The sequence below is a fragment of the Nostoc sp. NOS(2021) genome, assembly GCF_017115025.1.
Taxonomy (GTDB): domain Bacteria; phylum Cyanobacteriota; class Cyanobacteriia; order Cyanobacteriales; family Nostocaceae; genus Nostoc.
Genome location: NZ_JABXKM010000093.1, coordinates 1 through 14663, shown reverse-complemented (window position 1 = coordinate 14663; position 14663 = coordinate 1). Strand labels below are relative to the sequence as shown.

The window sequence follows — 14663 nt, the reverse complement described above, 5'->3', positions numbered from 1 at the left end:
TATGAAACTTAATTTCACGGGTTTTAGCGATCCGGGACTTATTCGTTCTAATAATCAGGATGCTTACTATATCGACCCAGAGGGGCGGTTTTTCGTTGTCGCCGATGGCATGGGTGGTCATGCCGGAGGTGAGGAAGCAAGTCGGATTGCCACTAAAGAAATTCAGGCGTATTTAGTGGCAAATTGGCAATCTCCTAAATCTTCCCAAGAATTGCTAGAGCAAGCTTTGTGGGGTGCCAATGAAGCGATTTTGCAGGATCAGCAAAATCATCCCGCACGCGCCGACATGGGTACAACGGTTGTAGCGGTAATTTTTCGCTCCCCAGAGTCGCCCTGGTGCGGTCATGTTGGCGATTCGCGGCTGTATCGCTTCCGGGAGTCGCAATTAGAACAGGTAACGGAAGACCACACTTGGGTAGCACGGGCAATCAAAATCGGTGACATCACCTTAGATGAAGCACGGTTACATCCTTTTCGTCATGTATTATCGCGCTGTTTGGGGCGTGAAGATTTGCATCAGATTGATCTGCAACCACTGGATGTAAAAGTTGGCGATCGCTTGCTGTTATGTAGCGATGGTCTCACAGAAGAACTTGTCGAGCAGAAGATTGCTAGCTGCCTCCAAGACACTCCTTGGGTTGATAAAGCCGCCATGTCTCTAGTTGAGGCTGCCAAAGAGCACGGAGGGCACGATAACATCACAGTTGTCATCGTCTCACTCGAAGAAAATAGTCATTAGTGATTAATCATTTGTCAGTTGTCCAAGGACAAAGGACAACTGACAAATGATTAATCCGGTAGATATACTCAGCAATTTGTTCAGCGTGAGCATTTTTCCTTTTTACAATTTGATACAAATACTTTTAGCCTCCAAAGTGACCTAAGGAGGCTAAATTTGCATAGAATTGCTAAATTGACATCTTGCACGTAATAAGGTAGAGCGACTATAATTCACGCTTATTACCATTCATTCCCCAACCTCCTTAAAATCCCTACCCTCCGAAGCTTCCTCCATGCTGGGGGAGACAGCATCTTAGTTTTTTTGTTTAAGAAAAACTATCGATGGTTAAGGATAGCACTTGATATTCTCCTCAAAGGAGAGTTGTGCCAAGCAGGAAGGAGTCAGGGAGGTAGTTATACCTATCTGGGGCCAAACAGAGCCTATTTTCTGGAATATGCTTCGGCTGACTTGGGTGGTATATCAGTAGGATTAGGTGCAAGATATCAGAGCAGAAAAATTCCCCACTTTGGATGTGGGCAAATCTGTCAAACAATTGTTATCTTTCTTAATACAGAGGAACAAATGTTGGACACTTACAAGTCCAATTATTATCCCATTTGGACTTCTGTGAGCGATATCACTTTCTTTTACGCGTTGTTTTTTCGGAGTTAACTATGAATCAACCCATGAAACTATCCTTGGAACAGCAATTCAGCATTTGCTCATTTTCTACTCAGGTACAAAATATGAGCCACGATCAAGCTAAAGACTTTTTGGTAAAGCTCTATGAGCAAATGGTAGTGCGCGAGGCAACTTATCAAGAGCTTCTTAAGCACCAGTGGGGCTTAGATTCCGGTTCCACTATGGCATAGAGTCGTTCTGATGTCGCAGTGGGCGACCTCCTTCTCTTGCTTGGTTCCAAAGAGGAAAAGAGCTGGGGCTGTCGGGGCGTCAACTTCGATAACTAATTCTACAAGAGCGGCGCAAAAGTTCAATTCACGAAATTAACTAAGAATAATGAGTAAACATTGTCTACGGCACATCTACTGGAGTCTAGACCTAGCTTTAGCTTTCTAGGCTAAATTTATTGTTTGCTTTAGCCAAACTTCTTTTTGTTTCGTCTAGTCTGAGAATCACACCTGCGTAAATTTATAATCTCCTGGAATATGTACACAGAAAGATTTAGAGAGAATTTAGACAGCCCTTATTTGGGAGTTAGTGATCTCACTCTTTATACATATAACTAGAACTTACATGTTTATATATATTTTGTTTATAAAAGTTTACATTCTGGGAGTGCCCACTCCTTAGTTCCATCTAAAACATGTAACATTAAGAAATTATGCCTAGCTAGAAAGATCGTATGGAGAATCTGTATCAATACTTTCCAGTTTTGCCAGAATTTGAGGCTTAATTTTTTCGTACTCGCTTTTGAGTAAGCTTTTACTCATTTGCGGGTCGGCAGAGGACATCAATGTATTGCTCATTGCGACCCAATCTTGCAGTCGTTGGCGCTGGGCAGAAGCGACGCTGGAAAGTAAGATATGGGTACAGCGATTTGGTGTTTCTCGTGCAAAGAACAACAGGCGGTAGGAACCTGTATGCTGTAGTAACCGGGCAATTTCTTGACCAAGACTGGTTTTGAGATCAAGGTAATAAGGTAACCATTTAGCACCATGTTTGCGGTTGTAGATAACAGTAATCCATAGGAGCATGGGATGGGGAATAGAAATGAAAAGAAATTGGTTATAGCGGGTACAGAGTAAGCGCTTTTGAATTTCCTCTTGCGGTAGCATCACCCACAGAGCTGGTAAAACCTCCTCATTGGTGTGAATGGTCTGGGGAAACACAATATCGGCAATTGGTTTATTTTGGGGCCAGGAAATGGCACGAGCAATTTCATCGTTCGACCAGGATGCCCGCAAATCGGCTTTTGTCTTTTGTTCAAGCTTATTGCTCACTGTAGTAGCAGGAACTAAGGCATGGCTGTCTTGCTTAGGGATGCGTGTATGCTCAGGCTTTTCTAGAGATGCTAAAACTCTGAGGATTTCAGCGATATTTTGGGGGCGATCGCGTGGTACTTTAGCTAGAGAACTCATCACCAAATTTTCGATTTCTTTTGGTAGTTCTAATCCGGGTGCAACCTCAGCAAAAGAACGTGGTTTTTGATAGTGATGTGTTTTATACCATGCTCCAAAAGAGTGAGTTGGTGCCACCAGTGGCATTTTGCCTGTGAGCATCTCAAACATCATCACGCCTAAACTATAAATATCAGCACGGTTGTCTAATTCTTTACCCTCCATCTGTTCGGGAGAAGAATAAGCCAGTGTCCCCAAATAAAATTTTGTATGGTCGCCATCTGACTGTAATAACTTAGCAATACCAAAATCTAGAACCTTGACCAATTCTCCGAAACTGGGATCTTGAATCACCAGGATATTGCTTGGCTTGACATCGCGATGGATAATTGGGCAAATTGTGCCCTCAACTAGGATGCCATCATGGGCGCACTGTAACCCCAGGCTGAGTTGACGCGCCATACTCAGGAATCTTAGTAAAGGCAGTCGTTGCTTGCGAATAATATTGTTTAGGCTTTGTCCTTGTAGGTATTCCATGACGTAGAACGGGGTGTTATTGTCATCTACGCCATAGTCCATGACTCGGACAATGTGGATGCTTTTTTGCCCTAGTAAAGCACAGGTTTTTGCTTCTCGCTCAAAGCGGTCATGCAATCGCATCTTTTCATTTTGGATTGATAGGGCGAGAAACTTAACCGCAACAGGTACACCTCCCAACAAAGTATCTTTAGCACGATAAACCCGACCCATTGCTCCAGTACCGATTAACTCCTGGAGTTGGTAGCGTTTGCTGAGTAAGCGACCAATGTTGGGGTCTGACATAGAGAATTTGAATCCAAAAGCAGGTTATAAGTGTTTGGGAGGAAAAGTGCATTCAGACTGATATCTGAATTATTGTGCCCATAAATGACTTTCTAGGCTCGTACCGCAAGGCAGAAGTCGGAGGTCAAAAAGCTTACAGGGTATGCTTTTCAGTGATTTGCACTCGTTGGTCTATTTACGCAGTGCTGTACTAGCTTTTTTTCAGTCCCATGATCTGGCAGGTTGCAACCGAGACGGTTATTGCAACCTGCTAGATCAAACAAGCAGAAAGGGTAGATTTATAATGACGCTTTGTACCATTTTGCACTTTAATTGTGATGTAGTTTTAGTTTGCCCAATTTTGACTAAATAGATAACTCTAGGATCTCCCAAAAACCTTAATTAGGTAGCACCACACTCACCACATAGTTCTGAGAACTGAGTAATGAGTGCGGAGTTTTGAATATTAATAAAGCCTGATGGGGCGACATGAAGCCGTGCTGGGCAGATTTTATCAGATCCAAGCCCTCATGTCTCGTAAATAATGCTCTAGCTTATTAGGATTTATAACTGTTATTTTAATGGTCAATGATCCACAACTAAAGTTTTGCTTGATTAGCACTTTCCTCCTACCTCCAGCAAGACTGTCCTCTGCCTTTATTTTGTAAGTAGGGATAATGACAGATACACCAGGTTTTTAACCTTCAGCCTCATTCTGACTACGTAAGAATATATTATTTCTTGATAAAACTGTGATAATAGTACTAATTATTAGTTTTTCGTTTTCTCTGTAGATTATAAGACATGTCAAAAACTAATTTATTACCCATCACATAGTATTGAATTCGACGTTCGAGAATATTGTTAAACCGAGAAATAAAATCAGAAACAAAGTCCGGATTTTTCCTCATCTCTGTCAATGCTGTTACCCATTTACCTTGCTTTATAGGCACTACAACTTGAAAGTAAGCTAGATTTTTCTTAAAGACTGCAAGATTATAAGACAGAGCACGCATTAAAGCCGGATTTGTTTTCACAACTTCTTGTTGGATGAAATAATTAGTAGCTATGCAGCATTGATTTAGACGTGACAATATGCTTTGACGTACAATAGAATTGGGGCGTGAGCGGTAGAAATAATAGGGTTTTGGCACAAGAAAAAAGCGAGCGCCATTGATTAAGCATTTCATATCAAGCCAAAAGTCCTCAGTTATCCTTATAGTTTCATCGTACTCAATGCCGTGCTTAACCAGAAATTCTCGTTTGAATATAGGCTTGCTTAAACCCAGATGCAACCCTACTTGTCCATAGACATCAGTTTCTACAAAATAAAGAATATCAATTTGGAGAATTTTATCTATATGTTCTCCACTTTCTTGAATCAATGTACTCCAAGGAGATGTTGTACCATCTTTGATTAAATAAAGATCGTCAGCAATCATATCTGCATTTGTTTCCTCGGCCAGCAACACAAGCTTTTCTAATCTTTCAGGAGCATACCAGTCATCTGAATCAAGAACAGCAATCCATTCTCCTTGGGCTGCTCTGAGGGCACGATTACGCGCAGCAGAAACCCCACGATTTTGTTGATTAACTATTACTTTGAGACGTTGGTCAGTAAAACTTTTAGCGACTTCTACAGTTTTATCACTTGAACCATCATCGACCATGATAACTTCAATATCAGTGAGCGTTTGCTCTAAGGCTGACTCTATTGCCTTCGCAATATAAGCTTCAGTATTGTAAGCAGGGATAATGACAGAGACTTTAGGATTCACGAAACTGAACTCCAGACTACACGGTTCGGTTAAAATACTAAAATACTGACGATAATTTGATAATTTCTTTTTTACTATACAACTCATATACAACTCAGTAGGTCGGCGAGAATAAACGATGACTCCTCAAGGTCAGACATGAGACATTGGACGTTGGGAAACCAGTGCGTAGCCAGAGTTGTTTGAGCGACCGGCTTCCAGCCTAGACGCACAGCAGTGAGGCAGCGCTACCCTTAGGTTGACTGACGCTCTAGGCTAGCTTCCATTGTGTTAGTTAAAAAATGACCAGCCAAGATGCCACTACTGAGGTAGTATGTATCTTCCGAAATCCGGTGCAGGGTTTCAAAGCCACTACGACGCTGACGATCGCCTAGTACCCAGTAACGCTGCACAATAGTATCTAGACCAATCCAGCCTTCGCCTTCAACCTGCCCCAAAAGATTATGTTGTAGTAAAAAAGTATACTGGCGCTCTCCCTCATGCAGCCGCCCCTTGTATTGTAGAGAGATTTCGGAGCGATCGCTACCAGGAAATATCAGTTTTGTGGCCATAGTGAACCAGTTATCTCGATTCCAAGCTACCAAGGTCATACCCTTGACGCTGATTGGCATACCATTACGTTCCAGCCAATTTCCTTGCATTGCCCAGCGTCCTGGTTCCAATAAAAAAGTATGAGCCACCTTCTATATTCCCTGTCTTGATCGAGTGCCACCAAGACTACAGTTATAGCAGGGCTGAGTTGTGTTAGCGGATAGCTATGGTTTAGCCCGTGCTGAGTTGCGAGTCACCGTTCGCCCTTGGCGTTGACGGAGCCAGACGCTAAGGGCGAGACGCTGCGCGTAGCTTGCTTGTATTGTAGGGGTACGCGAACTCGCTCTAAGCGTTCGCGTAGCGTCTCGTAGAGAGCGTCATTTTGAATTTTGAATTGTTAACTTGTTTGTTTTTCCTGTCTCAGGACTCATTACTCAGGACTCACTACTCAATACTGACCTTGGTAAATTTCTCCCAAAAGCACTTCTTGAGGTGCCCCAGTCGCAGTAGGTAGGTTGCCAGGAATGCCCAAATTTCGCCAGTAGGCTAAAACCGCGAAGGCGATCGCTTCTTTAAAATCTGCGCTCAAGCCGACTTCATCTGTAGTCCAGACTGGTATTGATGTCAACAAAAACTGTAATCTTTGTTTCAAATAGAGATTGCGACTACCACCGCCACATAATAGTACCCGTTGTGGCATTTCCAGCAAAAAAGTTCGGTAACTATGAACAATTGAAGCAGCTGTAAGTTCCGTGAGAGTTGCCAGTACGTCGGCAGCATTGAGTTGGTATGCTTGGGCATCTTTTAAACACTGATGTAGGTAAGTCACACCGAATAACTCTCGACCAGTGGATTTGGGGGGCGGTAGATGAAAGTAATCTTGGTTGAGCCATTGTTCTACCAATGGATGGCTTGGAGTACCACTCGCTGCCCAATTGCCATCTTCATCGTAAGTTTTAGCACCAGCGCTTAAATTCTCCACCGCCAAATCCAATAGACTATTTCCTGGGCCAGTATCCCAAGCGCGAATTTTTGAGAGCCAGTCACCATGCCGAGGCGGAATATAAGCAACATTGCCAATACCACCAATATTTTGAATACAACGCCCCTCTTGGGGATGACTGAGTAAATAGGCATCTACTCTGGGCACGAGAGGCGCACCATGACCACCAATAGCGATATCAGCAACGCGAAAGTTGCTCACAGTTGTAATGCCTGTAAGATAGGCAATTAATGCACCGCGCCCTAGTTGCAGACTGTAACCCAAGGGAGTGCTGTTAGCGGTAGCGGAGTGTTTAGCCCGTGAGGAATGAGGAGCGAGCATTTCTCTCCCTCTCTCCCCCTGCTCCCTTGCTTCCCCTGCTTGCCCTGCGCCTCCTTTGGGTGGTCGATGATAAACTGTCTGACCGTGGGAGCCAATTAGAGTGGCTGGCTGATGACCAATTTGAATATTTTGAGCAGCTTGGGCAAAGACTTGGGCGATCGCATCATCTATTTCTGCCAATTCTGCCATTGAGATGGCAACGCCTGCACCAACTGCCAATATTCTTTCTCTGAGTTCGGCTGGATAGGGATATGTTACCCCAGCTAGCAACTCAACTTTGAGATCAAATTCTGTACCGGAAATCTCTACCAACGCAGCGTCTATGCCATCTACGGATGTGCCACTAATTAAACCGATAACGCGAGTAGGGACAGCAACTTCTTCAGTCGGATGCATTGATAAAGATTCTTTTGTTGATTGCAAGAGGTAGTTTAATTTATGTTACTACCCATGTCAAAAAAAACTCAGGTGGCATAGTTGACTGGAGAAAGACGCATAGCAAGGTAAGCTCATCTAACCAATGCCTCATGCCTCATGCCTTCTTTATCTAGAACCCTAAAAATATAAACTGCCTGCAAATCACAAAATAGCACCTTTTATAAAAAAAGTTTGTTTAGAATTTAGCACTGATAACTTTGCGCTTTCTACATAAAGCGATAGATGTTACAGAACTTAATATCAGTGATTTTACTCTAAATGAAGTCCAATAAATTACATTTTTATCTGGGCGGAATCAAATCGCAAAAGTAGTAATCCTTCTGATGTTGAAATCTAGAAGCACACCGCACAATGAGCGTTGAACGAGAAAAAATTTAACACCGAGAAGAATTCTAAAATGAAAAGTCTTTTAATTAAGTCTGCGATCGCTTCTGGTATCGTTTTGTCCTTAGCTACTGTTACCCGTCCTGTAATGGCTTCGTCTTTTACGGTATCAATAGAAAACGCAGGCGTACAAAATGCACAATTATCAAATCTTGTGAATGCTCACGTACAAACGTTTGATGGACAAACACAAGGTTATAGTCAAGCAGGCTTTCAATCGAATGATGGAACGACAAATGTTGGTAGCTATAAGAATACTCTGATCCAGAATCCAGACCAATATGGTGGTGCTGGTGGAACAGGCAAATATTTTGATGTAAACGCCAACATATCTGCTGGTCAAACGGTTTCTACCCTAAATTTAGCAAACCCAGAAAGTTACTTTGGACTTTGGTGGTCTGCGGGAGACGCTAATAACGTACTTACATTTCTTTCACAAGGTCAGGTTGTACAAACTATAACTACTGCTGATGTGGTTAAATATATCGCAGGGTTAGCAAATAAAGCCAGCTACTACGGTAATCCTAATTCGACATTCGCAAATCAGGATTCTGGAGAACCCTTTGCGTTCATCAACTTCTACGATGTTGGTGGAACTTTTGATCAGGTTCAATTCAGCAATATTGGCGGAAGTGGTTTTGAATCAGATAATCACACAGTCGCCACTGGCTACAAGAGCATCATCGGTAATGTAGTTACCCAAGCAGTTCCTGAGTCTTCTTCTCTATTAGGTGTTTTGGTGATTGGTTTTGTGGGTGCAACTTCAGTTATGACTCGTCGAGTCAACAAAAAGTCAGTTTTGCAATTGTCATAACTCGATGCCTAAGCCAGGAATTCACCTTCCTGACTCGGCGTTGACAAACCGTGCATGAGACGTTAACCTTACACGGCTTCTCAATAATTTGGTAAGATTTTCCTGATTTTCTCTATACCCTAACCCCAGGCTCCACGTTCGCATAGCGTGCCGTAGGGAGGATTTCAAAACTTCCGGTGACAATTCAACATTAAATACAAATACAAGCTAGGGCGAGCTTACTTCCGGTAGGTTCGCCCTAATCCTTTTGTAATTTATCAAAACAGAATTTAGGAGTCAGAATACAGGAAAGGTATTCTGTACGACTGGTGTTAGCGTTCGCGCTGCGTCTTGATTCTGACGCCAAGCCGCAGAGCAATCCTAAGCTGCGCTTCTGAATTCTTCTTCAATCACGCTCACTTACTTAAAAGGAAAAAGCTTACAGAAAACCCACATCCTCAGAATCGATATGATAGAAAAGTAAATAAAATTTAAAAAATATTTATCGAATGGTGCTTCAATCATCTGGCTTGTCCAAGGTCAAAGACTCATTAACACAAAAAATCTTCTTGGGTAATGAACCCAATGCGGAGTTAATTGCAATTCTCACCGTTTACTTTGTCCAAGGAATTTTAGGGTTATCGCGTCTAGCCGTTAGCTTTTTCCTCAAAGATGAACTGCTGCTGAGTCCAGTCCAGGTGTCGGCGCTATTGGGAATTGTCTTCCTACCTTGGATGATCAAGCCAGTGTTTGGTTTTATCTCTGATGGCTTGCCTATATTTGGCTATCGTAGGCGTCCTTACTTGATTTTATCCGGGATACTCGGATCTGTTTCTTGGGTGAGTCTGGCCACAATAGTTCATACTAGCTGGGCAGCGACGTTAGCGATCGCTCTTGGTTCTCTCTCTGTCGCCATGAGTGATGTCATAGTTGACTCGTTGGTTGTGGAACGAGCCAGAGGCGAATCGCAAGCGAAAGCCGGTTCACTACAATCTCTGTGCTGGGGTGCTTCTGCGATCGGAGGTTTAATAACAGCCTACTTTAGCGGTCTGCTGCTTCAATACTTTACTACCCGTACCGTCTTTGGGATTACCGCTTTATTTCCGCTGATTGTTTCAGGGGTGGCTTGGTTAATTGCTGAGTCGCCCGTTAGCAAAGATTCTCAAGACAGTAATCAGACCAACTCTTTACCAATCAAACATCAACTGGGGCAGCTACGCCAAGCCATTACCCAAAAAACAATTTGGCTACCAACAGCGTTTATCTTCATTTGGCAAGCTACCCCAAATGCGGACTCAGCCTTTTTCTTCTTTTCTACCAACGAACTACACTTTGAACCAGAATTTTTGGGGCGGGTACACTTGGTAACAAGTTTCGCTTCTTTAGCAGGTGTTTGGATTTTTCAACGTTACCTCAAAAGCATTCCTTTTCGCGTGATTTTTGCCTGGAGTACCGTCCTTTCGTCAATTTTAGGGATGACGATGCTGTTGTTGGTGACTCACACAAACAGGCTGTTAGGTATAGATGACCACTGGTTTAGTTTGGGTGATAGTCTTATTCTCACTGTGATGGGGAAAATTGCCTTTATGCAAGTGATGGTGCTAGCAGCAAGGCTTTGTCCCCCTGGTGTGGAAGCGACATTATTTGCCTTGCTAATGTCGGTATTTAATTCAGCAGGAACGGTTTCCCATGCATTCGGCGCATTAATCACCTATTGGCTGGGGATCACTGCAACGAACTTTGAGTCACTTTGGCTATTGGTGCTAATTACTAACCTCAGCACGCTGTTACCCCTACCATTTATCAACTGGCTACCTGCTGCTGAGGAGCAAACTGAGACATCAAAGGATGGGGAACAACTGTTTTTGCCAGATTTGATGTCTGAGTTGGTACTGAAAGAACCAGAGTCGGGAATAGTAGAATAGTGTAACAAATATTACCAAAAATTGAATCAGTGCGTTACGGTGTTGGCGTAGCGGTGAGCCAGCGCAGTCTTCTGCCAACGCAAAGGAGCGTCTCCAAGAGTTGGGGAGACGCTAGCAAAGTCGCAAAGAAATTATTTTCTAGCGGCTATATGTTTTCGTGCAAGGTAACAATAAAAAACAAAGTATATGCATTTTAAAAGTCAAGAGAGCTTAGTTACAGAAAAATCCTACACTCGTGCAGACTGGCAAGGAGGATATCAATCTGTCACCCAAGAGTTTGATTATTGGATTGATGATATAGAAGGACAAATTCCCAGAGAATTACAAGGTACGCTGTTTAGAAATGGCCCCGGTTTGTTGGATGTGAATGGGCAACTTCTTCATCACCCATTTGATGGGGATGGGATGATTAGCAAAATTACCTTTACCAACGGCCGCGCTCATTTTCGCAACCGCTTTGTCCGCACAACTGGCTATTTGGCAGAGCAAAAGGCGGGAAAAATTCTCTATCGCGGTACTTTTGGTACTCAAAAACCCGGCGGCTGGTTAGCTAATATCTTTGACTTCAAACTCAAAAATATCGCCAATACAAATGTTATCTATTGGGGTGGGAAACTGCTAGCACTGTGGGAAGCTTCTGAAGCATATCGCCTCGATCCCTATACTCTTGAAACCTTGGGAACCGAATATTTTAATGGTGTTTTGTCAGCAGGTGAAGCTTTCGCTGCACATCCCCGCTTGGAAAAGAATTGTGATCAAGATGGCGGCGCACCTTGCCTGGTAAATTTCTCGATTAAGCCGGGATTATCTACCACAATTACTATTTTTGAGCTAAACCCAGCAGGTGAAATTGTCAGACAGCACGCTCATAAGGTTCCAGGTTTCTCTTTCATCCACGATTTTGTCATTACTCGCAATTACTGCATCTTCTTTCAAAATCCTGTCACCTTTAATCCTATACCTTTCGCCTTGGGAATACGTGCGGCGGGAGAATGTATCAAATTTCAGCCAAATCAGCCAACTCAAATTTTAATTATTCCCCGCTTCCCCAAAGAAGGGCAAGAAAAGATAAAAATTCTGGAAACTCAGTCGGGTTTCGTCTTCCATCATGTCAATGCTTTTGAGGTAGGAGAGGAAATTTTGATTGACTCCATTTCTTACCAAGATTTATCAAAAATCGAACCTAAAAGCGATTTTCGACAAGTTGATTTTGAGGCGCTCTCACCTGGGCAACTCTGGCGATTTTATTTGAATCTAAAGGATGGGACAGTACGGCGGGAATTGATTGATGGCCGCTGTTGTGAATTTCCCAGCATACATCCGGCGAATGTGGGACACCCTTATCGATATCTATATATAGGTGCGGCTCATGCAGAGACTGGTAATGCTCCCTTACAAGCATTGCTGAAAATTGATTTAGAGTCTCTTGAAAGACAACTTTGGAGTGCTGCACCCCGTGGTTTTGTAGGTGAACCGATTTTTGTCCCGCGCCCAGGTTCTGAAAAGGAAGATGATGGTTGGGTATTAGCTTTGGTTTATGATGCTGTCCATCACCGCTCAGATTTGGTAATTTTGGATGCTAGTGATTTCTCTAAAGGACTGATCGCACGGCTACATCTGAAGCATCATATCCCCTATGGTCTGCATGGGAGCTTTACTTCTGAGATTTTTATGGAAATTTGATCCCCTATTTAGGTGAAACCATTTTTTCGCTGGAAATGATATGCAAATCGATATTTTTGAGCAAACGGACTAATTTTTGCGTCAAAGATCCTTTGAGGAGCATTTGCCAGCGCGATCGCTGACTCTCACCAATTACAATTTGGGTAATCCGATATTTCTCGGCGACTTCAGCGATCGCATTTGCTACGTTACTGTTGGTAACATGAAGAAAAGTACCTTCAAATTCTTTACAGAGTTTCTCACAAGTGTCAATATGTAGGCTTTCCTCCTTGCTGAGGAAGCGTTCTGGATCGGCAACGAACAAGGTATAAAGTGGGGCATTCATATAGTTAGCTAGCCTCGCACCCCGGCGTAACAGCTGCACTGAGTTGGGATAAGTGGATATGCACACCAAAACCCGCTCGTGAATATTACAGGATTGGCCGTTAGGGATAGTGGCGATCGCATTTCCTTCCACGTTGTCTGCTACTTCCCGCAAAGCCAACTCCCGCAAAGCAATCAGGTTACGGCGTTGGAAAAAATTATCGAGGGATTGTTGGATTTTTTGGGGTGCATAAATCTTCCCTTCTAATAACCGTTCTTGTAGCGTTTCGGGTGTGACATCTATTACCACAATTTCATCAGCATCATCCAGAATCCTGTCAGGAACTCGCTCACGGACTACCACACCTGTAATTCGTGCTACTAGATCATTAAGACTTTCCAAATGTTGCACATTCATTGTGGAGTAGACATCAATACCTGCTGCCAAAACTATTTCTACATCTTCGTAGCGTTTTTCGCGTGGGCAACCAGGGACATTGGTATGAGCAAGTTCATCGATTAACACCAACTGGGGCGATCGCTTTAAAATAGCATCTGTATCCATATCCGTTAGCATCAACCCATCCCGAAGATATTGCTTGCGGGGTAAAATCTCCAGTCCCTTTGCCTTCTCAGCTGTTTCCTTGCGCCCGTGGGTTTCCAAAAGCCCAACGACGACATGAATTCCTTCATGTTTGAGTGAATGTGCCTCTTCCAGCATCCGGTAGGTTTTGCCTACTCCAGGAGCCATACCAATAAATATTTTATGCTTACCCCGCCGTCGTGCCGGATAAAGCGAGTAATTTGCAGAATTTAAAGGTGTAGTGCCAGCCGAACCAGTATTACTATGATCTGACATTTCATTATTGATTCCTATAGCAAGCCTATTTCATCGGAAAACGGCGCTTTACTCATACCCAATACCCAATGCCCAATGCCCAATGCCCAATGCCCATTTCTTAATTTTACTGACGATTAATATCTTGAAAGTCAAGAGCATAATTCAATCGGAAAACATTCACTCCCGGTTCGCCAAAAATCCCTAAAAATCTGTCATCAGTATACTTATTAATTAAACGTAGGATTTCATCTTCTTTTACTCCCCGCGCACCAGCAACCCGCGCCAATTGCTGCCGTGCTGCTTTAAAGGAAATATGCGGATCTAAACCAGAACCAGAGGTATAAATCATATCAGCGATCGGTTGAAGATTTTCCTCTCGCAATTTATCTGCCTCTTCTAAAATCCGCTTCAGTAGCTCTGGATTGCTAGCAGCGAGATTGCTGGCTCCAGATATGCCAGTTGGCTTGGCTTTTTTTCCTTGGCTATATCTAACAGTACTGGGACGAGGATGGAAATATCGCTCAGATGTGAACACTTGTCCAATCAAAGCGGAACCAATTGGTTCATCATTTGAATTCAGTTTGATGCTGCCGTTAGCTTGATAAGGGAAAAAAACTTGACCCACTACCAGGATTATCAGCGGATAGATGATTGCAGTCAACGACCAAAGCATTAGAGTTATAAAAATTGCTCTGATGGTTTCTCGAATAATAGCCATAAAAAGTTTTCCAATTGCTCCTAGAATTTAATTTTTAATTTTTAATTTTTAATTCTTTTGCCGACGCAGCAGGAGTTTCAGGGTGCTGTTAGCAACAGCATAAACAACTGGGGCAACTACCACATTCAAGCACAGCAGAATCAAAATAGCGAGTGGTAGGTGTTGTTCACGTCATTGCGACCAAACAAAGGACATCGCCGAAGCAGTGCTGAGTTAAAAGGATGTTTATTCATATTCTTCTTGTTCCCCCTCTCAACAGGTAAAAGTAAAAATAAAAAAGGCAAAAATGTTTATCGAAACAGAATAAAGGCGTCAGTCGTCAGAATACAGGAAAGGTATTCTGAC

At 43.0% G+C, this 14663-nt stretch carries 11 protein-coding genes; 5 read left to right on the top strand and 6 right to left on the bottom strand.

Features of this window, described 5'->3' with window-relative positions; all coding sequences use genetic code 11:
* Position 1: 1 nt before the first annotated feature.
* Both HWQ41_RS11400 and HWQ41_RS11395 read left to right on the top strand, forming a co-directional pair.
* On the top strand, positions 2–739 hold the full coding sequence (locus HWQ41_RS11400; protein WP_292762678.1) for a PP2C family serine/threonine-protein phosphatase: 738 nt from the start codon (positions 2–4) through the stop codon (positions 737–739).
* A gap of 656 nt (positions 740–1395) precedes the next feature.
* Complete coding sequence (locus HWQ41_RS11395; RefSeq protein ID WP_104908243.1) at positions 1396–1593, top strand: NblA/ycf18 family protein; 198 nt, start codon at positions 1396–1398, stop codon at positions 1591–1593.
* A 474-nt stretch (positions 1594–2067) separates the two neighbouring features.
* Here HWQ41_RS11395 and HWQ41_RS11390 read toward each other — a convergent pair whose 3' ends face one another.
* The 4 genes from HWQ41_RS11390 to HWQ41_RS11375 form a co-directional block, all read right to left on the bottom strand.
* Positions 2068–3621 (bottom strand): serine/threonine-protein kinase, encoded by a 1554-nt coding sequence (locus tag HWQ41_RS11390; protein ID WP_292762676.1) that lies wholly within the window; start codon positions 3619–3621, stop codon positions 2068–2070.
* 743 nt (positions 3622–4364) lie between these two features.
* On the bottom strand, positions 4365–5378 hold the full coding sequence (locus HWQ41_RS11385; RefSeq protein WP_292762674.1) for a glycosyltransferase family 2 protein: 1014 nt from the start codon (positions 5376–5378) through the stop codon (positions 4365–4367).
* A gap of 233 nt (positions 5379–5611) precedes the next feature.
* Complete coding sequence (locus tag HWQ41_RS11380) at positions 5612–6058, bottom strand: hypothetical protein (RefSeq protein WP_292762671.1); 447 nt, start codon at positions 6056–6058, stop codon at positions 5612–5614.
* A gap of 299 nt (positions 6059–6357) precedes the next feature.
* Positions 6358–7629 (bottom strand): anhydro-N-acetylmuramic acid kinase, encoded by a 1272-nt coding sequence (locus HWQ41_RS11375; RefSeq protein ID WP_292762669.1) that lies wholly within the window; start codon positions 7627–7629, stop codon positions 6358–6360.
* 439 nt (positions 7630–8068) lie between these two features.
* Here HWQ41_RS11375 and HWQ41_RS11370 point away from each other — a divergent pair, with 439 nt between their 5' ends.
* The 3 genes from HWQ41_RS11370 (at position 8069) to HWQ41_RS11360 (ending at position 12456) form a co-directional block, all read left to right on the top strand.
* Entirely contained in the window at positions 8069–8869 is an 801-nt protein-coding gene (locus HWQ41_RS11370; RefSeq protein WP_292762667.1) for a hypothetical protein, read from the top strand.
* 488 nt (positions 8870–9357) lie between these two features.
* Entirely contained in the window at positions 9358–10773 is a 1416-nt protein-coding gene (locus HWQ41_RS11365; protein ID WP_292762665.1) for a folate/biopterin family MFS transporter, read from the top strand.
* 186 nt (positions 10774–10959) lie between these two features.
* Positions 10960–12456, top strand: coding sequence for a carotenoid oxygenase family protein (locus HWQ41_RS11360; RefSeq protein ID WP_292762662.1), 1497 nt, complete (start codon positions 10960–10962; stop codon positions 12454–12456).
* A 4-nt stretch (positions 12457–12460) separates the two neighbouring features.
* On the opposite strand, the gene HWQ41_RS11355 is transcribed toward HWQ41_RS11360, so the two are convergent.
* Together HWQ41_RS11355 and kdpC are read right to left on the bottom strand one after the other, a co-directional pair.
* Positions 12461–13618 carry a universal stress protein gene (locus HWQ41_RS11355; RefSeq protein WP_292762659.1) on the bottom strand — a complete coding sequence of 386 codons (1158 nt, stop codon included), beginning with the start codon at positions 13616–13618 and terminating at the stop codon, positions 12461–12463.
* Between the two features lie 106 nt (positions 13619–13724).
* The gene (gene kdpC, locus HWQ41_RS11350) at positions 13725–14318 is read right to left on the bottom strand and encodes a K(+)-transporting ATPase subunit C (protein ID WP_292762656.1); all 594 of its coding nucleotides are present in this window, start codon (positions 14316–14318) and stop codon (positions 13725–13727) included.
* Between the last annotated feature and the right edge of the window lie 345 nt (positions 14319–14663).

Excerpts from the sequence above, each read along its gene's own strand:
- HWQ41_RS11400 (WP_292762678.1), top strand. The coding sequence starts at position 2 with ATGAAACTTAATTTCACGGGTTTTAGCGATCCGGGACTTATTCGTTCT.
- HWQ41_RS11395 (WP_104908243.1), top strand. The coding sequence starts at position 1,396 with ATGAATCAACCCATGAAACTATCCTTGGAACAGCAATTCAGCATTTGC.
- HWQ41_RS11390 (WP_292762676.1), bottom strand. The coding sequence starts at position 3,621 with ATGTCAGACCCCAACATTGGTCGCTTACTCAGCAAACGCTACCAACTC.
- HWQ41_RS11375 (WP_292762669.1), bottom strand. The coding sequence starts at position 7,629 with ATGCATCCGACTGAAGAAGTTGCTGTCCCTACTCGCGTTATCGGTTTA.
- HWQ41_RS11370 (WP_292762667.1), top strand. The coding sequence starts at position 8,069 with ATGAAAAGTCTTTTAATTAAGTCTGCGATCGCTTCTGGTATCGTTTTG.
- HWQ41_RS11365 (WP_292762665.1), top strand. The coding sequence starts at position 9,358 with ATGGTGCTTCAATCATCTGGCTTGTCCAAGGTCAAAGACTCATTAACA.
- HWQ41_RS11360 (WP_292762662.1), top strand. The coding sequence starts at position 10,960 with ATGCATTTTAAAAGTCAAGAGAGCTTAGTTACAGAAAAATCCTACACT.
- HWQ41_RS11355 (WP_292762659.1), bottom strand. The coding sequence starts at position 13,618 with ATGTCAGATCATAGTAATACTGGTTCGGCTGGCACTACACCTTTAAAT.
- kdpC (WP_292762656.1), bottom strand. The coding sequence starts at position 14,318 with ATGGCTATTATTCGAGAAACCATCAGAGCAATTTTTATAACTCTAATG.